20 protein-coding genes are annotated in these 19,295 nt (G+C 70.1%); 6 read left to right on the plus strand and 14 right to left on the minus strand.

Going from position 1 to position 19,295, the window contains the following annotated elements:
• A partial coding sequence (locus tag HF526_RS15425; protein WP_338051500.1) for a thiamine pyrophosphate-binding protein occupies nucleotides 1-701 on the minus strand: 701 nt, incomplete at its 3' end.
• A gap of 268 nt (nucleotides 702-969) precedes the next feature.
• Between HF526_RS15425 and HF526_RS15430 the strand changes: the two genes are divergently transcribed.
• The 3 genes from HF526_RS15430 (at nucleotide 970) to HF526_RS15440 (ending at nucleotide 3,803) form a co-directional block, all read left to right on the plus strand.
• Complete coding sequence (locus tag HF526_RS15430) at nucleotides 970-2,433, plus strand: aldehyde dehydrogenase family protein (protein ID WP_169382138.1); 1,464 nt, start codon at nucleotides 970-972, stop codon at nucleotides 2,431-2,433.
• A gap of 229 nt (nucleotides 2,434-2,662) precedes the next feature.
• A complete protein-coding gene (locus HF526_RS37440; RefSeq protein WP_169382139.1) occupies nucleotides 2,663-2,986 on the plus strand; it encodes an alpha/beta fold hydrolase in 324 nt (107 codons plus the stop codon).
• A gap of 43 nt (nucleotides 2,987-3,029) precedes the next feature.
• The gene (locus tag HF526_RS15440; RefSeq protein ID WP_169382140.1) at nucleotides 3,030-3,803 is read left to right on the plus strand and encodes an SDR family oxidoreductase; all 774 of its coding nucleotides are present in this window, start codon (nucleotides 3,030-3,032) and stop codon (nucleotides 3,801-3,803) included.
• A gap of 33 nt (nucleotides 3,804-3,836) precedes the next feature.
• Here the strand turns inward: HF526_RS15440 and HF526_RS15445 are convergent, their stop codons facing one another.
• Nucleotides 3,837-4,238 carry a hypothetical protein gene (locus tag HF526_RS15445; protein WP_169382141.1) on the minus strand — a complete coding sequence of 134 codons (402 nt, stop codon included), beginning with the start codon at nucleotides 4,236-4,238 and terminating at the stop codon, nucleotides 3,837-3,839.
• 411 nt (nucleotides 4,239-4,649) lie between these two features.
• Between HF526_RS15445 and HF526_RS15450 the strand changes: the two genes are divergently transcribed.
• On the plus strand, nucleotides 4,650-4,913 hold the full coding sequence (locus HF526_RS15450) for a hypothetical protein (RefSeq protein ID WP_169382142.1): 264 nt from the start codon (nucleotides 4,650-4,652) through the stop codon (nucleotides 4,911-4,913).
• 58 nt (nucleotides 4,914-4,971) lie between these two features.
• Here HF526_RS15450 and HF526_RS15455 read toward each other — a convergent pair whose 3' ends face one another.
• The 6 genes from HF526_RS15455 to HF526_RS37445 all read right to left on the minus strand — a co-directional run bounded on the left by HF526_RS15455 (nucleotide 4,972) and on the right by HF526_RS37445 (nucleotide 10,041).
• Nucleotides 4,972-5,592 (minus strand): ribonuclease H family protein, encoded by a 621-nt coding sequence (locus tag HF526_RS15455; protein WP_169382202.1) that lies wholly within the window; start codon nucleotides 5,590-5,592, stop codon nucleotides 4,972-4,974.
• Between the two features lie 267 nt (nucleotides 5,593-5,859).
• Nucleotides 5,860-6,462 carry a mycothiol-dependent nitroreductase Rv2466c family protein gene (locus HF526_RS15460; protein ID WP_169382143.1) on the minus strand — a complete coding sequence of 201 codons (603 nt, stop codon included), beginning with the start codon at nucleotides 6,460-6,462 and terminating at the stop codon, nucleotides 5,860-5,862.
• A gap of 222 nt (nucleotides 6,463-6,684) precedes the next feature.
• A complete protein-coding gene (locus HF526_RS15465; protein ID WP_169382144.1) occupies nucleotides 6,685-6,879 on the minus strand; it encodes a hypothetical protein in 195 nt (64 codons plus the stop codon).
• Nucleotides 6,880-6,937: 58 nt separating this feature from the next.
• Nucleotides 6,938-8,311: a GGDEF domain-containing protein gene (locus HF526_RS15470; RefSeq protein WP_169382145.1), complete on the minus strand. Its 1,374-nt coding sequence runs from the start codon at nucleotides 8,309-8,311 to the stop codon at nucleotides 6,938-6,940.
• Nucleotides 8,312-8,957: 646 nt separating this feature from the next.
• A complete protein-coding gene (locus tag HF526_RS15475) occupies nucleotides 8,958-9,314 on the minus strand; it encodes an MFS transporter (RefSeq protein ID WP_169382146.1) in 357 nt (118 codons plus the stop codon).
• Nucleotides 9,315-9,561: 247 nt separating this feature from the next.
• Nucleotides 9,562-10,041, minus strand: coding sequence for an alpha/beta hydrolase family protein (locus HF526_RS37445; protein ID WP_169382147.1), 480 nt, complete (start codon nucleotides 10,039-10,041; stop codon nucleotides 9,562-9,564).
• A gap of 152 nt (nucleotides 10,042-10,193) precedes the next feature.
• Between HF526_RS37445 and HF526_RS15485 the strand changes: the two genes are divergently transcribed.
• Nucleotides 10,194-11,210: an acyl-CoA dehydrogenase family protein gene (locus HF526_RS15485; protein WP_169382148.1), complete on the plus strand. Its 1,017-nt coding sequence runs from the start codon at nucleotides 10,194-10,196 to the stop codon at nucleotides 11,208-11,210.
• A 388-nt stretch (nucleotides 11,211-11,598) separates the two neighbouring features.
• Nucleotides 11,599-12,387 (plus strand): DUF2382 domain-containing protein, encoded by a 789-nt coding sequence (locus HF526_RS15490; protein WP_338051501.1) that lies wholly within the window; start codon nucleotides 11,599-11,601, stop codon nucleotides 12,385-12,387.
• Between the two features lie 193 nt (nucleotides 12,388-12,580).
• Here the strand turns inward: HF526_RS15490 and HF526_RS15495 are convergent, their stop codons facing one another.
• The 6 genes from HF526_RS15495 to ispH form a co-directional block, all read right to left on the minus strand.
• On the minus strand, nucleotides 12,581-13,024 hold the full coding sequence (locus HF526_RS15495; protein WP_169382149.1) for a transcriptional repressor: 444 nt from the start codon (nucleotides 13,022-13,024) through the stop codon (nucleotides 12,581-12,583).
• A 56-nt stretch (nucleotides 13,025-13,080) separates the two neighbouring features.
• Nucleotides 13,081-13,251, minus strand: coding sequence for a hypothetical protein (locus tag HF526_RS15500; protein ID WP_169382150.1), 171 nt, complete (start codon nucleotides 13,249-13,251; stop codon nucleotides 13,081-13,083).
• A gap of 642 nt (nucleotides 13,252-13,893) precedes the next feature.
• On the minus strand, nucleotides 13,894-14,913 hold the full coding sequence (locus HF526_RS15505; protein ID WP_211177278.1) for a terpene synthase family protein: 1,020 nt from the start codon (nucleotides 14,911-14,913) through the stop codon (nucleotides 13,894-13,896).
• A gap of 187 nt (nucleotides 14,914-15,100) precedes the next feature.
• On the minus strand, nucleotides 15,101-16,216 hold the full coding sequence (gene ispG, locus HF526_RS15510) for a flavodoxin-dependent (E)-4-hydroxy-3-methylbut-2-enyl-diphosphate synthase (protein WP_169382151.1): 1,116 nt from the start codon (nucleotides 16,214-16,216) through the stop codon (nucleotides 15,101-15,103).
• On the minus strand, nucleotides 16,216-18,018 hold the full coding sequence (locus HF526_RS15515) for a 1-deoxy-D-xylulose-5-phosphate synthase (RefSeq protein WP_169382152.1): 1,803 nt from the start codon (nucleotides 18,016-18,018) through the stop codon (nucleotides 16,216-16,218). The genes ispG and HF526_RS15515 overlap by 1 nt, the downstream gene beginning before the upstream one ends.
• Entirely contained in the window at nucleotides 18,015-19,283 is a 1,269-nt protein-coding gene (gene ispH / locus HF526_RS15520; protein WP_239028732.1) for a 4-hydroxy-3-methylbut-2-enyl diphosphate reductase, read from the minus strand. The genes HF526_RS15515 and ispH overlap by 4 nt, the downstream gene beginning before the upstream one ends.
• Nucleotides 19,284-19,295 lie beyond the last annotated feature (12 nt).

The raw sequence follows: 19,295 nt of genomic DNA on the forward strand, positions 1-19,295 counted from the left end.
GTCCACACCGGAGTCTGCAGCCGTTCGGCAAGCTCGACGACGAGGTCGAAGGCGCGCTCGTCGTCGGCCTCCGGCCCCACCACCAGCGCCGGGGCCGAGGCGCCCTGCAGCCGGTCGGCCAGCTCGGCGACGAGCTCGGGGGTGGCCGCGCCGGCCGCGCGCACCCGCCGCCGGGCCAGGTGGGCCACCTCGTCGGCATCCACGTCCCGCGCCCAGTCGTCCAGCGGCAGGGACACGAACACCGGACCGGCCGGCGGCAGCGTGGCCAGGTGGAAGGCCTCCGACAACGCCCGCGGTACGTCCTGGGCCCGGGCCGGCTCGAACGCCCATTTCACCTGCGGCTCGGGCAGCCGGGTCATCGCCGGCTCGGCCAGGACGGACCCCAGGCCGATCATCGCGCGGGCCTGCTGCCCTGCGGTCACCACGAGCGGCGTGTGCGAGGCGCGAGCGTTCGCCAGGTTGCCCATCGCGTTGCCCAACCCGGCCGCGGAGTGCAGGTTGACCAGCGCCGGGCGGCCGGTGGCCTGGGCGTAGCCGTCGGCCATGGCCAGGACCGCGCCCTCGTGCAGCCCGAGGACGTACCGGAAGTCCGCCGGGAAACCGTCGAGGAAGGGCAGCTCGTTCGAGCCGGGGTTGCCGAAGACGGTGGTGAGTCCCCAAGCGCGGAGCAGGTCGTAGGTGGTCTCGCGAACCGTGGGCACGGCGGTCTCCTCCAGGCATCGGCGAACCCGGCGGCGAACCCGGCCGGGGCGACGGAAACGGACGGTAGCCGCGCCGACACATGGTCTGAACAGGGTCGCAGCACAACGGCGACATCTACGTCAGATGTCTCGGTCCGGCCTGCCGGATCGCACCAGGCGCATCGGGTCCGATGCCCTGCGAGCCGGACCGCCGTGCGACCTACCGTCACCGGGCACGCCCCGTACGACCGGTTCCGCAGCCCCCTGCGACGATCCCGAGGAACAGACGATGGTGTCTTTGGACCAGCTACCCGAGATCAGAACCGATCTCTTCATCGACGGTGAGGTGCGCGGCGCCGACGACGCACTGCAGGTGATCGACCCGGCCGACGGGGTCTCCGTGGTCGGCTACGCCGCGGCCGCGACCGCCAAGCAGGCCGAGTCCGCCGTGGCCGCGGCGCACCGCGCCTTCCCGGCCTGGGCCGCCCGCCCCCCGCAGGAGCGGGCCGCGCTGCTGACCGCGGCTCTCGCTCCCCTGGAGGCCGACCGCCCGACGACGGCGGAGGTGCTCACCCGGGAGAACGGCAAGATCCGGATGGAGTCGTTCGTCGACTCCGTCGTGTTCGCCCACCGCTTCGACCTGGCCACCGGCCTGACCGACGAGCTCGGGCACGTGACGCGCCTGCCGGCACCGCCCTACCGGACCGAGATCTCCTACCTGCCGCTGGGCGTCGTGACGATCATCGTGCCGTTCAACTGGCCGCTGGCGATCCTGGCCGCCTCGCTGCCGCAGGCGCTGCTGGCCGGCAACACCGTCGTGGTGAAGCCGCCGCCCACCGCCCCGCTGGCCACCGTCCGCACCGTCCAGCTCGTGGCCCGGTCGCTGCCCCCGGGTGTGCTCAACGTCGTCACCGGCGCCGACGCGGAGATCGGCGCGGCGCTGATCCAGGACGCCCGGGTCAAGAAGGTCTGCTTCACCGGTAGTCCGGACGGCGGCAAGCGGATCATGTCCATGGCCGCCGAGTCGCTGACCCGCGTGGCGCTGGAGCTGGGCGGCAACGACCCGGCGATCGTGCTGGCCGACGCCGACCTCGGCCCCGATGCGCTGCAGCGCCTGTTCACCGGGACCTTCGACTCCACCGGTCAGATCTGCATGGCGACCAAGCGCCTCTACGTTCACCGGTCGCGCTATGAGGAGGTGGTCGAGGGTCTGTCCGCGATCCTCGCCGCCACCCGGCTGGGTCACGGCCTGGACGAGGGCGTGACCATGGGCCCGCTGCACAGCCGGCGGCAGCTTGAGTACGTGCAGGAGCTCACCGCGCAGGCGCGCCGGTCCGGTGCCGAGGTCCGCGAGTTCGGGGAGGCCGCCGAGGGCGCCGACATCTCCCGCGGCAACTTCCTCCGGCCGTCCCTGGTGCTCGACCCGGCCGACGACGCGCGCGTCGTGGTCGAGGAACAGTTCGGCCCGACCCTGCCGATCCTGCCCTTCGACGACGAGGACGACGCCATCGCCCGCGCCAACGACACCTGGTCGGGGTTGTGCTCCTCGGTCTGGACCACCGACCTCGACCGGGCCGCCGTGCTGGCCGCCCGGCTGCGGACCGGCTACACCTTCGTCAACGCCCACGGCGCCGCCCACCTCGACGAGCGGGCCCCGTTCGGCGGCTTCAACCACAGCGGCATGGGCCGCGAGATGGGCATCGAGGGCATCCGCGAGTTCATGGACACCCACTCGGTCGGCTTCCCCGCCTGACCCACTCCGCATCCCGATGGGCTGCGCTGCGCCGGCCGGTCCGTCGCACCGCAGCAACGACACATCGACAGGGAGTTCGACGCCACCGTGATCAGCCTGACCGACGCCCCGGAGGGCTACGCCGAGTTCGGCTCCGGTGTGGCCCGTACATACGTCACCGACCCGCACCGCGGGAGTGTCGGGTGAGCGCCACCGTCGTCCTCGTGCACGGCGCCTGGCACGGCTCCTGGTGCTGGGACGAGCTCGTCCCGGCGCTGGAGGCCCACGGGCCGCGGCGGTGGCCCGGCTTCAGCCGCAGTCGTTGAGCTCGTGCCGGCAGCCGCTGCGGGCAGCGGCGTGGGAGACCATCCCTGCGACGTATGTGGTCGCCGACAGCGACCCGGGGCTTCCCCCGGTCGTCCAGGAGGGGATGACGACCGGTCGGGCCGACCGCGTGGCCCACATCGACGCCGGACACTCGCCGTTCCTGTCCCGGCCACGTGAGTTGGCGGCGATGATCGCAGAATGTGAGGAGGTGACTGCCGCACCGCAACCCCGCAACGGAAGGACATGACCATGGCGTCCGCACCCGTACCCGGCCATCCGGTGCTGCCCTGATGGATCTGGGCATCACCGGCCGCACCGCCCTGGTCTGTGCCTCGACCGGCGGTCTGGGCTATGCGGTCGCCGCAGCGCTGGCCGCCGAAGGCGTCAGGGTGGCGATCACCGGACGCCGTGGGGACGTGGTCGAGCAGCGCGCCGCCGAGTTGCCCGGTGCCGCCGGTTTCGTCGTCGACCTCGCCGACCTGACCGCAGTCACCGGGCTGCTCCCACGAGTCGAGCACGTACTCGGCGCCGTCGACATCCTGGTGCTGAACAGCGGTGGCCCGCCGCCCGGCACCGCGGAGGCGTTGAGCGACGAGGACTTCACGGCCGCGATCGACGCGCTGGCCCGCGCACAGCGGCAGCTGGTCGGCGCCGCGCTGCCGGCGATGCTCGCCCGCAACTGGGGTCGCATCCTGGCCGTGGGCTCCTCCGGCGTCGTCGAGCCGTTGGCCAACCTGGCCGCATCCAACGTCGGTCGAGCTGCGCTGGCCGCCTATCTCAAGACCTTGTCCGCCGAGGTCGCATCCCGAGGCGTCACGTGCAACATGCTGCTTCCCGGACGCATCGACACCGACCGCGTGCGGCTCATCGACCGTGCGAGAGCCGAGCACACCGGTTCCTCGGCCGAGGAGGTCGCGGCGGCCTCGCGCGCCACCATCCCGGCCGGGCGTTACGGCACTCCGCAGGAGTTCGGCCAGGCTGCTGCGTTCCTGTGCTCGGCAGCAGCCGGTTACATCACCGGCAGCCAGCTGCGCGTCGACGGCGGGATGGCCCGCAGCTACTGATCTGCCACTGAGGACGCCGCTCGCGCGGCCTCCTCATTTCTTCGCAGCGTCGCGCGCGGAACGCGCGGTGCTCGAAGCCTTCGCGCCGACATCCTCGGAGGCCTCAGCGGCCTTGTCCGCAACGGCCTCGGCCGCGCTCACCGTGTGCGCGGTACCCGAGTCGGCCGCGCGAGCGGCTTGCTCGGTGACCGCCTCGGCAGCCTGAGCCCCTGAGGACAACAGGGAGTGCATGAGCCGGCGCTGGTTCTCCAGCATCTGCTCGAGGAAATTGAACGTGTTGTCCACGACGGCGTGCGCGTCCGGCAGTGAGCGCTGGCCGCCGGTCACACTGCTCGCAAAGCCCTGAAGGGTCTCCGCCCAGGTGCGGGCGGCCGCGGTGAGCGCCTCCTGGCTGCGCTTGGCGATATCGGCGAACTGGTTGCTGGGCGTCGTCATCGAACTGTTCCCTCCCTGTCCCGGACTCGAGGTCCGCTCGTTCAGCCACATCGGCCCGCAGTGAGCCGGTCCGTTCAGGTCATCGTGACGGTGCCGGCCTGCTGGCCATGGCGTCCGGCTCACGCTCCGATCCGGCCGGACCCGCCGGCCGCACGAAGGCCCGGACGCCAACCTCGGCGGCTCGTCAGGATCGCGACAACACGGCGTACCCGCCAGGGTCCACTGTCACTCCCTCGCGGTGCGGGACGCCCGACGCGGAACGGTCGCACGCGCGCCGGGAGGGACGTGCTCTGATCAAGTCTTCCTCAAGTTGCTGGTCCTGACCCGGATACCGGGCCAACACTGGGAGACGAGATCGCGCACAGCGTCCGGGGGGACGCCGAGGGGCGCGATCGCAGGAGGGCACCGAAGATGGACCCCATCAAGATCATCTTGCTCGTCTTCTGCGCGCTGACGTTCGTCGTGCTCGTCAAGGGCGTCATCGGACCCGTCGGACCCGACCGCGACCGCCCCGGAACCGGCGGCCGCCACCAGCCCCACGGCGCCGACCTCTACCCCGGTGCGTCCACCGGATCCGTCGCCGGCGGCACCAGCCACCACGGTCACAGCGGCCACGCCGGTGGTCACCACGGAGGCAGCCACCACGGCGGCTTCGGCGGCGGCCACGGCTTCTGACCGCGATCACGCTCGCTCCCGGGCACCCCGCACGTGGGCCTGACCCAGCGCAGCCGCCTCAGGCCACCGCGCGGGCCTGCTCCACCGCGAGGGCGTCGACCAGGTCGTTCATCGGGTCGCCCGAGTGGCCCTTCACCCAGCGGAACGACACGTTGCCGCGGTCGCTGACCAGCGTGATCAGCGGTTCCCACAGGTCCCGGCTGACGACCGGCTTGCGCGCGCTGGTGACCCAGCCGCGGGCGAGCCAGCCCTTCCACCAGCCGTCGCGAAAGCAATTCACTACGTACGTCGAGTCGCTGACGACCACCAGCGGGCCGTCCAGCGCCCGGACCGCCTCCAGCGCGGCCCGGATCTCCATGCGCTGGTTGGTCGTGGCCGGCTCGCCGCCGCTGCGCTGCCGGCCGTCCCGCGTGGCCCACGCCCAGCCTCCAGGGCCCGGATTGCCCGAGCACGCGCCGTCGGTCCAGACCTCGAGGGCCCCGTCGGCGGCCGGCATGTCGGGTCGCGGCGCGGACCGCGTCGGACGGGCGCGGGGCGCGGCCGCCGTGGCCGCCGTGGACGCCGCCGCGCTGCCGGCGCAGGCGAGGTGCGCCCAGGTGCTGCCGGCCCGCGCGATCTCCTCGCCAGGCTGGATACGGGACGAGCAGACGCCGCAGGTGGTGGCGTACTTCGCGGTCATCGACACCCCGACACCCTAGAGGCGCTCGGCGCAGCACCTCCGACAGCTGGTAGCCGTGACGGTCGGAGGGGCTTGGTGCGATCCCGCGCCGACGGCGGTGGACACCGCCGACGGCGCAGCCGGAGGTCGGCGCACCCGCCATCGACCCGTCCACCGCGCGGCAGACCTTCGCCGAGCACCGCGACACGCTCGGCCCGCAGCCTCGGTCTGGCCTGCAGCATCATCTGCTGGCGCCGACTCGACAACAACTCGTCGCGTCAGCACCTCTCAGTCGTAACGGAGCTCCCTGGACCGGGTCCGCTTGAGCTCGGAGAAGTGCGGATTGCGTGCGATCAGCAGCGTTCCGTCGAACATGTCGAGAGCGTCCTGACCTCTGGGGATGGCACTCAGGACGGGTCCGAAGAACGCGACGCCGTCCACGTGGATAGTGGGCGTCCCGACGTCCAGGCCGACCGGCTCCATGCCGGCATCGTGACTCTTTCTGACAGCCTCGTCGTAATCCGTGGTGTCCGCGGCCGCGATGAGGTCGTCAACGTCCAACCGCGCGAGCGTCTCGCGGATCACCTTGTCTCTGCCGCGGACTCGTTCGACGTGGAAAAGCCGCCCGAAAGTCTCGTAATAACGTCTGAGTCCGGGCTGGCCGAGCCGTTCCTCTACCGCGCCCGCGACCCGTACCGGCCGCCAGGCGCTGTCCAGGCCTTTCGCCGACTCGGGCGTGTGCCCCTCGCGGCCGTCGTTGAGGACCGCCAGGCTCATGATCCGCACGTTCAGGTCGATGTCGCGCTGCGCTTCAACCTCTTTGATCCAGCCGAACGCGATCCAGGCGAAGGGACAAACCGGATCGAAGTAGAAGTCGACCTTGTTCACCATGCCAATGTCTCATGTCCGCGCCGGGCCCCCGGCGAGCGATGCTTGACATCTGTGGATCAGGTGGAAGGGGGTCGTACCCTCCCGGTGCTCTTGAGGCTCTCACGCAAGACCGGCACTGCAACGCCGGTCGGGAAGGTACGACCCGTGCATACCGTCATGCCCGAGGAGCCCGGCGGCGGCGATGGCCGCGGCCCGGCGAGACCCCTCTTCGGGTGCGGGTTATCAGACGCCCCAGTTCCAGTTCGTCTGCATGTTCTGCTCGGCGGCCTGGGTCGTGGCGGTTGACACCAGCGCGGGGACTGCGGCGAGTCCGGCCAGGCCCGCGCAGACGGCGGCGGCCGTGAATGTCGCGGCAACGCGCGCCAGGATCCCGCGGGACGTCGGCCAGTGGCTGGGACGTCGTGAGGTGGAGACCATTTTGTCTGCCCTCCTGCTGCCGGATGGCCACCAAGGCTACCCCGCTCACGGGTCCTGGCTAGTCCAATCGGTCGGGAAGGGCGCGGGGTGTACGGCGGGGGCGTCGTTCGCCGGACTTGGTGCGCTGGGTGGGCGGGGAAGCGTCCAGGTGCGACCCCATCCGGACGGCGTTGCGTCCGGCACGCTTGGCTGCGTAGAGGGCTGAGTCAGCGACCTCGAGCAGCTGTCGAAGCTCGGCGCCGTCCTGCGGGAAGGTTGCTCCGCCGACCGAGACGCTGATGTCGTTGACGGTCAGGGGCCCGTCAGGCGTCGGGATCTCAACGGCGAGGTGGTCGATCCGTTGACGGATCCGTTCGGCTACGAAGTGCAGCTCAGAGCGCTCCCCGTTAGGTCGGTCGCCCAGCCCGAGCCCGGGTAGCAGGACGACGAACTCCTCGCCGCCGAATCGACCGACGAGATCGTTATCGCGGACCTCGGCTCGCAACGCTCCCGCGATGGCAGAGAGCACCTGGTCGCCGGCGAGATGTCCGTGCCGATCGTTGATGGCCTTGAAGTGGTCGAGATCGATGATGAGGACCGCGGCGCTCGCGGCGGTGCGCTGCGCACGTCGCAGAGCTCGCGCCGCCTGGTTGTGCCAGGCCGCCGCGTTGAGCAATCCCGTCTTGCTATCGGTATTCGCCTGCTCTTCCAGCTGGCGAACGAGGATCGCCCGGTGCAGGACGAGGAGTGGCGGAAGAACCAGCGCAGCGTGGAAGGGATTTCCGGACAGCAGCATTCCAGCGGCCAGTGCACCCATCGAGAGCGTGGCCACCTCGAGCATGACCTCGTCACCCCGACCGAGAACGTGCAGGAACTTCGCGTCGGAGCTGAGCACGATCACCCCCACGATCAACGACGTGTTGATGACGGTGTAGGCGAGCAACGCCAGGACGATGGTGAAGAAGCCTCTGTTGCTGCTGAACAGCTCGTCGCGGCCGAGGTAGCCGAGAACGGCTGATGCTGCGTGAACGGCGAGCAGGATCGTCGACGCACTGAACACCTGCCGGTACGTCGGTGTCTTCGCCGGGCGCAGGACTCGGAAGTACAGATGCCCGTAGATGATCAGCACTACTGCACTTGCCAGTAGCGGGGGCAGCAGTAGCGCCGCAGCGAAGGTCCACACCGAGCTGAGGTCGATGTGGCGGGTCTCTGTCACTCGGCGTCGGATCCGCTCGACTCCGAGTGAGACCTCGGTGTGCACGACTCCGGCCGCGGCCAGCACGCCCAAGATCCATAAATATTGATCGACATCGTGGATCGCGAACAGGTCGGCGACCAGAACGCCCGCCGTGAGCAGTTCAACCGAAAGGACCGCAGTCAGCAGCCGCGAGGGTAGGGACCACACCGCCCAACGGGTGATCCAGTTCTGACTACGCGGTGACGGCGGCATCATTTGATACCTCCCCCGTCCCCGCCGCGTTCATCCTCATAGGTACCCCCAACTAGACGGATCGTAGCCGGGAGACGACCAGCTGTCACAGGTCCGACGGGGAGGCGGCGCCTGGCAGCGACGAAAGGTCAGGATGACACGGGTGGCCGTGACGCTGAGTGATCTCGGACCGGACTACCGGCTTGCACGTCGAGCAGACCCTCAGCCACCCACCTGCTGCCGTGATCACTCTCCCGACTGAGACCCTGTAGGGGCTTGTGACTCTCCACACGACGGCCGAGCTGCCAGGCGATGGCGGCCGACAGGTGCTCCGGGAAGGAGGTACCGGTGCGTAATTGGGTTTGGAACTGAGCGAATCCGCCGCGCGATTGAGCGGGCGACACATTCACCGAGAGGAGACATTCATGCGGAACTGGATTTGGAACTGAGCGAGATCTGACTCGTTCCGAGCATGATCGTGGATTTCGACCCCTGAGGAGGGTTAGCCGTGCGCAACTGGACTTGGTGAACAGCGGCTGAATTGCCCAATCGACCCGACTCGAGAGGAACACCCATGCGCAACTGGACCTGGTGAACCCCAGCCGACCCACCCGATCGACCCGACCCGACCCGAGAGGAGCAACACCCATGCGCAACTGGACCTGGTGAATCAGTCATGAGTGGACGGAGCACAGCCTTGGCGGGTGTGAGTCCTCGCGGTAGTCCCGAACGTGGTGATGATGGCGATCAACGCCCCGGCCGCGCCGCTGAGCGCGACGGTCGTCGGAGCGCCGAGTGCCTCCGCCACTGGTGCCGCGATGAGCAGGGCGAGGCCCTGGGAGGCTACGAGGCTTGCGGTAGCAACGCCGAGGGCTTGACCTCGGACCTCGGTCGGGGTCGCGCGCACGAAGCTGGCCTGGGTCTGCAGCCGGTAGGCCGTCGAGCCGGCTCCGGTGAGGGCCCAGAGGGCGACCGATGTGGCGAGGCCGGGGGCCAGCAGGCAGGCGACGAGTGGGACGCCGGACATGGCCGCCGGCGGCCTGATCAAGCGCGGCCTTCGCTCATCGGAGACGAACCGTGTGAACGCCCAGGCACCGACGACACCGCCGGCGGGCATGGAGGCCATCAGGGCGGCGACGGCCACCGGTCCCCCGCCGTGGGCTGCGGCGTAGGGCGCCGCGAGTCCCTCGGGGACGACGTAGAACCCCTTTGCGCTCTACAACCCTTCCTCGTGGCCGGGGCCGCACGATGGGCCCGGGCAGGGCCTCGGCGATCTACCTCCTCCACCTGATCGTCGCCGGTCTCCGCGCTGATGCCGCGTCTGCAGCCTCGTCTCCGGGTCCGCCTGCACGCGTTATGGACCGCGCGAAGGCCACTGCGGCGAGAATGCGGGTCTCCACGGTGCTCGACACAGAGGAGCCGTGGCCGGCGTCGTAGCGCAGCACCTCAGGCTCACCACCAGCGCGCTCGAGTGCCTGCAGGTAGTTGTCGATCTGCCGGGCCGGGCAGCGGGGGTCGTTGCGTCCTGCGAGCACGAGGATCGGCGCCGTGACCTGGTCGACGTACGTTGATGCGAGTCCCCAGCATCTGCCCCGCCGTTTCCCCTGTCGCGGGACAGCTTCGACGCCGGCCGGGCCCAGCTCGGCGTGTTCGGCAGGTACACCGCTGTGCGCTGCTCCCGTCCACGGTCGGTGCAGGCTGGCCCCCGGCCGTGGCGGCGGGACGGCGTGTCGGCCGTCTCGGCGGCCGGCCATGGCCAGGCACCGTGCCACCGGGGTTGAACGGCTCGGGCATTATCTGCACCCGCGGTGGTGTGGCTGGTCGGCAGCCGACGGCACCGACCGGGGTGAGGTCGACCTCGGCCCCTGGCCAGTGCGGGGCCGGACTCGGGAACGGAGAAGGGTGGATGTCGCTGGTTGCCGCTGAACTGCCGGTTGCCGAGATTCGAGGCTTCTTCGGCCCTCGCGCAGCCGCGGTGGACCGCTGCGAGGTCGACGTCCGCGACGGGCTGCGCTTTCTGGCCGAACGCGGCCTGCTCGGGCATCCCGAGCTGCGGGTCAGCTTCGAGCTGATCAGACTGGTGGCCCGCTCGGATCTGGCGTCGGCGTTCAGCTTGTGGGCGCACACGATGGTGGTGCAGTGCGTGGCGGCCTCGCCGTCACCGCGGATGCGGGCGACGGCCGATCAGCTGCGGCGCGCGACGGTGTGGGGCTCGACGGCGATGGCACCGGCGATCAAACACATGGCCGGGCTGGGTGAGCTGCCGGTGACGTTCCGCCGCGACGGCGACATCCTCGTCCTGGACGGTCGGATCCCGTGGGCGTCGAACCTGTTCGGCCGCGACCTGGTCGTGGCGCTGGCGGCCAGGGGGGAGGATGGCGAGCGGCTGGTGCTCGCGGTGACCGGCGAGAATCCCGGGCTGTCGCTGGGCGGCCCGCAGGACCTGCTGGCGATGAGCGCCACCGCCTCCTCCGACCTCGTCCTGCGCGGGGCCCGCGTCGAGCCGCAGGCGGTGATCAGCACCGATTTCGTCGGCTACCTGAAGGCGATGAAGCCGCGCCTGCTCATCCTGCAGACCGCGTTCTGCCTCGGGCTGGCCGCCGAGGCGCTGACCGCCGCCGAGGCGTGGCCGGCGCGGACGATGGCCGGCTACCACGACGATCACGCAGCCCTGGCGCAGCAGTTCGCCGACCTTGACCAGCGCGCGGCCGCGTTGGTGGAGGCCCTCGCGCCGGTGCGCGAGGTGGTGCAGACCCGGCTGCAGGCCGGGCGGCTGGCGCAGGCCGCCGTCGAACTGGAGCTACGGATCGCCGGCGGGGCCGGGTTCGCCGCCGGAAGCCCCACCGCGCGGCGCTACCGCGAGGCCGCCTTCCTGCCGGTTCAGACCCCGACCGAAGGGCAGCTGCAGGCCGAGCTCCGCTGACCCGGCCGCGCGGTCCAGGCGCACCCCCGGCCCTCCCGCGTCGCACCCGGCCCTGCACTTGTCATCACGTCTGCCACCGCGGCCTGGATGTTCAGCCTCTGATCAGGTGGCTTTCGCCCACCTGGCCCTCGATCGAGCGCCGCCCACACATCGGTGCACCACCTGCCGACCGGGCCCGCATGGATGATGCCGTCGGCGCCGCCCGTATCGCTGAAGAACGGACTGACACAGGTCCTGAACTGGGGTTATGCAACCGCGTCGGCGAGTGCCCCAACACCACATGCGCTCCACTCGATCGCATGAAGACCGTGATCTCGGTGTTAGTCGAGCGCCGATGCGCGGGCACCCAAGGCCTGTCCGGCTAGACGCGATGACGGAAGGCTGACACGTGACGATCAAGACAGACGACGTGCGAGACCTGCTGGGCCGCGAGGTCTACGACGCCCACGGCGACAAGGTCGGCAAGGTCGGGCAGGTATACCTCGACAGTCAGACCAGCGCACCGGTGTGGGCCACGGTGAAGACCGGCCTGTTCGGGACCAAGGAGTCCTTCGTGCCGCTGGCGGGAGCGACCCGCGCCGGCCGCGACCTCCACGTGAACACCTCGAAGGACACGATCAAGAACGCCCCCCAGGCGGGCGGCAACGACGGTCGCCTGTCCCGGGCCGAGGAACAGCAGATCTACGCCCATTACGGCCACTCCCACCCCGATGCCGCGCCCGGCGCCGGCGCTGCCCGCGGCCACGACACTGCGAGTGACACCACCAAGCATGCCCGCGCCGAGGGCGACTCGGTCACCCGCTCCGAGGAGCGCTTGCGGGCCGGCACCGAGACCGTCGAGACCGGTCAGGTGCGACTGCGCAAGTATGTCGTCACCGAGGAACAGCAGGTCACCGTTCCGGTCAGCCGTGAAGAGGTCCGCGTCGAGCGCGAGCCGATCCGCGACGGCAACGCCCGCCAGGGCAGCGACATCGGCGAGGAGGAGCAGTCGGTGACCCTGCACGCCGAACGCCCGATCGTCACCAAGGAGACCGAGGCGGTCGAGCGGGTCCGGCTTCAGACCGACACCGTCCGCGATCAGGAGACCGTGTCCGGTCAGGTTCGCAAGGAGCACGTCGAGATCGACGACCCGGACGGCCAGATTCGCACGCAGCGCAGCAGGCAGGACCACAGGTAGAGCGGCGCTTCGTGACGGACATGCCGCGGGGATGTCCCCGACCGACGTGCCGGGGACATCCCCGGCACGTCGGCTGCCCGGCGGCCGAGGCGATCCGGTTCGCCGAGGAACAGTGCGAGGCGTTCGGCACCCGGGAACCCTGGTCCAATCTGCGCAAGCCCGTGTGATGAACGGGTCGCGCCCGAGACCCGGATCACCGACCGCCTGGATGGCTCGGGAGATCGCCGGTGGGCGGTCGACAGGTACGGCAGACGCCGAGGACCTCGAGGGTGTGGGTGGTGTCGGTGAAGTCGTGGCGGGGGCCGACAGCGGCTGCCCAGGCTTCGACGGTGTCGGAATGGATGGGGATGCTGTAGCCGCAGGCCCGGCAGCGCAGGTAGTGGTGGTGCCCGGGTTCGCGGTGGTAGCGGAACAATTCGGTGCCGTCCTCGCCGCGGGTGGTGTCGATGTCGCCGGTGCCGGTGTAGGCGTGCAGGGCTCGGTAAACGGTGGACAACCCGATCTCGTGGTTGTCCGACGTCAGCTGGGCGTGCAGGGCTTGAGCGTCGATGAAGCCGGGGTTTTCGGCCAGTGCGGCCAGGATGACCCGGCGTTGGGCGGTGATGCGGGGGGCGGCCCCGGGCAGGGGCGGGCTCACCGACTCAGGTCCGCGCCGGGGCGCCGGGTCTGGTCGTGGCCGGGGGCCGGACATGATCACCTCCACGGGGCTGCTGTCCACCCGGCCCTCGGACGGGCCTGGGCGGGGATGGGGGCGATGCTGTCGGGTCCGGGGCGGCGCCGGGCGCGGGTCGGGCCGGCGGTGAGGGCGGCGATCGCGTACTCGGCGGCGGCGATGGCCATGATGGTGAAGCTGGGCGGGAGCACGGGTAGGGCGTAGGCCAGCCCGCGCTCCTGCGGGCAAGAGCCGGTGACTCCCCTCCCCCGGGGTTTCCCCAACCCCGACGCGCCCCGAACTGCTGGGCGCCCCGCCTCGGAAGGCGAGATCTCGTGATCGACGACAACGAAGACTTCCGCTGGTGGATCAACCGGCAGACCTTCGGTGCGGTCAACGCCTTTGCCCGGCGCACCAGCTGGCTGTCCCCGGTCCTGGCCGGCTACGCCAACTACGGGAGGCGCTGTCCGGCGCCAGCCAGGAGTCGCAGGTGCCGCACAGCCGGCCCCGCTCAGGTCCCGCGGACGGCGCGGTGTCGACGCGGCCTGCGGCACACGTCCTGGGTCCCACATTCGTCGGATGCGGCCCAGCCTCGCCGAACCGTCAGAGGCGATGATCCGGTCGGGATGCCGGGCTTCCTCGACGAAGGTGGCGTAGAGCGCAGCGAGCCGCTCGAGACATGCGCGAGGACGGCGTTCGAGTCGGCCGCGCCGGCACGTCGGGTACGAGTCCTGGCTGGCGCGAGCATGCGATGCCGCTGGACGTCGACCCGCTGCCCCGCATCGCTCCCGACATGCCGAATCGCTCTCGGCACGTCGCAACGATGCCGAACTGTCGTGCCAGTACTGAGCGCCCTAGATCAGGACCTGGCCGACTTCACACTGGTTCTCGCCCTGCGGAATCCGAGATTCTCCCTTTGCCTCCGAGGCCGCGTAGCGTCCGGACTGCTCGGCCCAGTCGTAGTCTCCGCGTACGACGCTACGGAGTGCGTCGCCCACGTATCGGCGCACGCTCTCCCGTTCCCGGTCATTCAGTCCCAGTGACTCGTACAGTGATACCAGAGAAGCCTCGAGACCGCAGAAGCGTTCAAGGCGTTCGCGGACCATCTCGCGCATGAACTCGATGACCGCAGGACGACTGCACCGCTGTTCACGTTCGAGGATGAGCACAAGATTGTGCGGATCCCCCCACGATTCCTCCTTTTCGACGGAGCAGATGTCGTTGTGGAAGATGACAGCATCACGGGCAAGGGCTCGCATGGCCGTCAGGTGGTCACTCTTGAAAGCGGCCTCGGGCACCTCGAAGTGACCCACGCGTTCGGCAAGGTCAAGTATCGGGTGAACGCCGATCGAATCGCGTCGCAGCTGCATGTACTCGTCAGAGGTGAGTATCGTCCCGGACCGCCGATGGACGACTTCGGCGAGAAAGCTGTTCATCAAGACTCTCCAGCTATCGGACGCGCGGGCACGCCAGGCTGCCGACATTCCCTCGCACGTGCGTCTCCACATATCGGCGAACGCCGCGAGGATCGGTTCCGACGGCGGCACCACGGTAGGGTCGAGCAACTCGATGAGGGCATCATTGTACTTACGCGCCCGATCGGGATCTTGCCCTGGCAGTGCATCGAATGTGTCATCGTAGATGAAAAACCAGCTCAACTGGTCCACGGCCAGGTCGAGGTCAGGTCCCTGCGCCGTGGGGTGGAATCGCGCGGCGAGCTCAACGAATCGGGCTCGAGCATGACGCTGGGCAGCCTTCTCGGTGCAGATCAGACCAAACGAACGCGGCCACTCGAGATGGACCGATTCCGCTCTCTCGAAATCCGGGCTGATGCGCGGCGGGAACGGAATGGGAAGCTGGACACCATTGGGCACGTCTTACTCCAGACAGTGAGCGGGAAGGAATGATTACCAATCGAGGGCGAGCGGCCATATCTCATCGTGAGGCGCAGGTTCTCTCGCTGCGGAGACCTGCGCTGTGTCCTGCTCGCTCGACGTGCTGCGCAGGCCTGAGTCGGTAACCGCGGTCAGGCGGTCACCACTGTCGGCGGGTAGTCAGAGTTCACCGTGAATCCGAGTTCACGTGGTCGGTGAGGCGGAGAGCCTCCTCGATCAGGGTCTCGACGATGCGGTGTTCGGGGACGGTTTTCACGATGGCGCCTTTGACGAAGATCTGCCCCTTGCCGTTGCCGCTGGAGACGCCGAGGTCGGCTTCGCGGGCCTCGCCGGGGCCGTTGACCACGCAGCCCATGACCGCGACACGGAGGGGGTGGGGGAAGTCCGCGAAGGCGGCTTGGACTTGCCGGGTGAGTGCGTAGACGTCGACCTGGGCGCGGCCGCAGCTGGGGCAGGAGACGATCTCGAGCCGGCGGGGGCGCAGGCCGAGGGATTCGAGGATCTGGGCGCCGGTCGTGACCTCCTCCACGGGGGGTGCGGAGAGGGAGACGCGGATGGTGTCGCCGATGCCCTCGTTCAGGAGGATGGCGAAGGCGACGGCGGATTTGATCGTGCCTTGCGGCGGGGGGCCGGCTTCGGTGACGCCGAGATGGAGCGGGTAGTCACAGCGTTCGGCGAGCCGCCGGTAGGCGTCGACCATGACGAGGGGGTCATGGTGTTTGACGGAGATTTTGATGTCGGTGAAGCCGTGTTCTTCGAACAGGGAGCATTCCCACAGCGCGGACTCGACGAGGGCTTCGGGGGTGGCCTTGCCGTATTTGTCGAGGAGGCGCTTGTCCAGGGACCCGGCGTTGACTCCGATGCGGATGGGGACGCTTGCGGCCGCGGCGGCTGTGGCGATCTCGCGAACCTTGTCGTCGAATTTCTTGATGTTGCCGGGGTTCACGCGGACGGCGGCGCAGCCGGCACCGATGGCCTGGAAGACGTATTTGGGTTGGAAGTGGATGTCGGCGATGACCGGGATCGGTGATTTGCGGGCGATGGTGGGGAGGGCGTCGGCGTCGTCCTGGCTGGGGACGGCGACCCGGACGATCTGGCAGCCGGCCGCGGTGAGTTCGGCGATCTGTTGCAGGGTGGCGTCGACGTTCGCGGTGGGGGTGGTGGTCATGGATTGCACGCTGACCGGGGCGCCGCCGCCGACCGGCACGCCACCGACGTCGATCCGACGGGAGCGGCGCCGGGCCCGGGGCACCGTGGGCTCGCCCAACGTTACGGCGGTCATCACACGGCTCCGTTCGTCGTGAGCAGATCTGAGGGTCTGGTCGTCGTGAGGACTTTCAGGATCGTGTCGGCGATCGCTGTGCCGGTCAGGCCGTGCGCGGCGAGCAGATCGGCGCGACGGCCGGCATCGAGGAACGCCGGCGGCAGACCGAGGGTGTGCACGGGCGTGTCGACGTCGGTGTCCGTGCAGGCCGTGGCGAGAGCGGCACCCAGTCCGCCGGTGCGGACGCCGTCCTCGACGGTGACCGCGAGCTCGTGGCGGGCGGCCAGGTGCACCAACGCCGGATTGACCGGAAGCGCCCAGCGCGGGTCGATCACGGTGACCCCGATCCCGTGCTCGTCGAGTCGGCGGGCAGCGTCCAGGCAGCTCGGGGCGAGTGCGCCGTAGGAGACGATCAGCACGTCCAGCGATCTGCGCCGGCCGCGGTGCAGGACGTCGAGGCCGTCCATCCGGGTGACCGCTGCGATGTCAGCGTCCGCGCCGGCCTTGGGGTACCGCACGACGGTGGGGCCGGCGGTGACCGACACCGCCTCGCGCAGCAGTTCCCGCAGGGTGGCGGGGTCGCGGGGGGCGGCCAGGCGCAGACCCGGTACCGCACCGAGGATGACCGGGTCCCACATCCCGTGGTGGCTCGGTCCGTCGGGGCCGGTGATGCCGGCGCGGTCGAGTACCAGGGTGACCGGCAGCCGGTGCAGAGCGAGGTCCATGAGGAGTTGGTCGAAGGCGCGGTTGAGGAACGTGGCGTAGATGGCGACGACCGGGTGCAGGCCCGCCATGGCCAGCCCCGCGGCGGAGGCGACGGCGTGCTGTTCGGCGATGCCGACATCGAAGAACCGGCGGGGGAATCGCCGCCCGAACGGGGCCAGCCCGGTGGGGCCGGGCATCGCGGCGGTGATCGCCACGATGTCCTCGCGTTCGGCCCCGATCGCGCAGATCTCCTCGGCGAAGACGTCCGTCCAGGTCCGCGGCCCGGGTGGGGCCGCGCCGGTGGCGGGGTCGAGAACGCCGACGGCGTGCATGAGCTCGGCGGTCTCGGCCTCGGCGGGGGCGTAGCCGCGGCCCTTGCGGGTGACGCAGTGCACCACCACGGTCCGGCCCATCGAACGTGCGTGCCGTAGTGCCCGTTCGCACGCGCTGATGTCGTGGCCGTCGACGGGCCCCACATAGGCCAGACCCAGGTCGGTGAACACGTTGCGGGCCCCGCGGCCGCTGTCGCGGAGTGCGCTCAGGTGGTGGGCGAGGCCGCCTGCCGTGGGGGCGTAGGAGCGGCCGTTGTCGTTGACGACGATGACGACGGGCCGGTTCGGCGCACCGCCGAGGTTGTTCAGCGCCTCCCAGGCCATGCCGCCGGTGAGCGCCCCGTCCCCGACCACGGCGACCACCGCCCGATCAGCCTGCCGGGTGAGCCGGTAGGCCTTCGCCAGGCCGTCGGCGTAGGCCAGCGCCGCGGAGGCGTGGGAGTTCTCGATGTGGTCGTGGACCGACTCGGCCCGGCTCGGGTAGCCGGACAGGCCGCCAGGCTGCCGCAGCGCATCGAAACCCTTGCGCCGCCCGGTGAGGATCTTGTGGACGTACGTCTGGTGGCCGGTGTCGAACACGATCGTGTCCTGCGGGGAGTCGAACACCCGGTGCAGCGCGATGGTCAGCTCCACCATGCCCAGATTCGGGCCCAGGTGGCCACCGGCCGCGCAGACCTTCTCGACCAGGAAGCGTCGGATCTGCTGCGCCAGCACCGGCAACTGGTGCGGGGCCAGCCGGCGCAGATCGGCTGGGTCGTGCACCTTCTCGAGCAGGGTGCTCATGGGTGGGCCACCTTCTCCGGGACCGCGAAGCGGATGTTCTCCTCGGCGACGGCGCGTTCTTCCACGTGGATCGGGCCGAGCCCGGACAACGCCGCGACGACCTGGTCGACCAGCAGCGGGGGTGCGGAAGCGCCGGCGGTGAGACCGACGGTGTCGACGTCGCTCAGCCAGGCCAGGTCGATGTCGGTGGCGTCATCGATGAGGTATGCCGGCACCCCCCGCCGGTGGGCGAGCTCCACCAGGCGAACCGAGTTCGAGGAATTCGGCGAGCCGACGACCAGCAGCAGGTCGGCGTCGGCCAACACACTGGACACCGCCCGTTGCCGGTTGGTGGTGGCGTAGCAGATGTCGTCCGAAGCGGGCCCGGCCAGCGCCGGGAACCGGGCGCGCAGCGCGTCGACCACCTCGGTGGTCGCGTCGACGGCGAGGGTGGTCTGGGTCAGGTAGGACACCTTTTCCGGGTCGGCCACCTGCAGCCGTTGGGCTTCCTCGGCGGTCTCGACCAGCATCATGGAGTCGGGGGCTTCGCCGAGGGTGCCCTCGACTTCCTCGTGTCCGGCGTGGCCGATGAACACCACGGTGTCGCCGCGGGCGGCGAACCGCCGCGCCTCGGCGTGCACCTTGGACACCAACGGGCAGGTCGCGTCGATCACGTCCAAGCCCCGCCGGTCGGCCTCGGCGCGCACCGCCGGGGACACCCCGTGAGCCGAGAACACCACGGTGACCCCGTCGGGCACCTGGTCCAGCTCGTCGACGAACACCGCCCCGCGGCGCTCCAGATCAGCCACGACGTGGGAGTTGTGCACGATCTGTTTGCGCACATACACCGGGGCGGCGTACCGGTCCAGGGCCCGCTGGACGATCTCGATCGCGCGTTCCACCCCGGCGCAGAAGGACCGGGGCGAGGCAAGCAGCACGGTACGCGGCCGGCACGCGGCCAGTGCCGCCACCACCGCATCCCGTGCGGCGTGCTCGAGAGCTCCACCGCGGACGGCCGAGGCGGCCAGGCCCAGTTGCCCGTCGGCACCGCAGATCGTGGCCACGAACGCGCTGGACTCGTCACCCGGCCCCGCCGCGCGGACGTGAAGCGGTGTGGCCTCTGTCGTCACGCCCCGGCGGCGCAGGGCGCCGACCAGTAGCGGGGCCGCGGGACACTCGGATCGCGTCTGGTCGGGCAGGCGGACTGTGCTGGCCACACTGACCTCGCCTGCCAGCGCAGTGGCCGGGGCGAAGGTCGCCACGGATGGTGGGTGTAGCTGCGTCATGGTGGGCGCTCC

It is taken from the genome of Pseudonocardia acidicola (genome assembly GCF_012911935.1).
GTDB classification, from domain to species: Bacteria; Actinomycetota; Actinomycetes; order Mycobacteriales; family Pseudonocardiaceae; genus Pseudonocardia; species Pseudonocardia acidicola.

What these genes read in the sequence shown, in the direction of transcription:
- HF526_RS15430 (WP_169382138.1), top strand. Translation starts at nt 970, where the DNA reads ATGGTGTCTTTGGACCAGCTACCCGAGATCAGAACCGATCTCTTCATC.
- HF526_RS15440 (WP_169382140.1), top strand. Translation starts at nt 3,030, where the DNA reads ATGGATCTGGGCATCACCGGCCGCACCGCCCTGGTCTGTGCCTCGACC.
- HF526_RS15445 (WP_169382141.1), bottom strand. Translation starts at nt 4,238, where the DNA reads ATGACGACGCCCAGCAACCAGTTCGCCGATATCGCCAAGCGCAGCCAG.
- HF526_RS15450 (WP_169382142.1), top strand. Translation starts at nt 4,650, where the DNA reads ATGGACCCCATCAAGATCATCTTGCTCGTCTTCTGCGCGCTGACGTTC.
- HF526_RS15455 (WP_169382202.1), bottom strand. Translation starts at nt 5,592, where the DNA reads ATGACCGCGAAGTACGCCACCACCTGCGGCGTCTGCTCGTCCCGTATC.
- HF526_RS15460 (WP_169382143.1), bottom strand. Translation starts at nt 6,462, where the DNA reads ATGGTGAACAAGGTCGACTTCTACTTCGATCCGGTTTGTCCCTTCGCC.
- HF526_RS15465 (WP_169382144.1), bottom strand. Translation starts at nt 6,879, where the DNA reads ATGGTCTCCACCTCACGACGTCCCAGCCACTGGCCGACGTCCCGCGGG.
- HF526_RS15470 (WP_169382145.1), bottom strand. Translation starts at nt 8,311, where the DNA reads ATGATGCCGCCGTCACCGCGTAGTCAGAACTGGATCACCCGTTGGGCG.
- HF526_RS15475 (WP_169382146.1), bottom strand. Translation starts at nt 9,314, where the DNA reads ATGTCCGGCGTCCCACTCGTCGCCTGCCTGCTGGCCCCCGGCCTCGCC.
- HF526_RS37445 (WP_169382147.1), bottom strand. Translation starts at nt 10,041, where the DNA reads ATGGCCGGCCGCCGAGACGGCCGACACGCCGTCCCGCCGCCACGGCCG.
- HF526_RS15485 (WP_169382148.1), top strand. Translation starts at nt 10,194, where the DNA reads ATGTCGCTGGTTGCCGCTGAACTGCCGGTTGCCGAGATTCGAGGCTTC.
- ispG (WP_169382151.1), bottom strand. Translation starts at nt 16,216, where the DNA reads ATGACCGCCGTAACGTTGGGCGAGCCCACGGTGCCCCGGGCCCGGCGC.
- HF526_RS15515 (WP_169382152.1), bottom strand. Translation starts at nt 18,018, where the DNA reads ATGAGCACCCTGCTCGAGAAGGTGCACGACCCAGCCGATCTGCGCCGG.
- ispH (WP_239028732.1), bottom strand. Translation starts at nt 19,283, where the DNA reads ATGACGCAGCTACACCCACCATCCGTGGCGACCTTCGCCCCGGCCACT.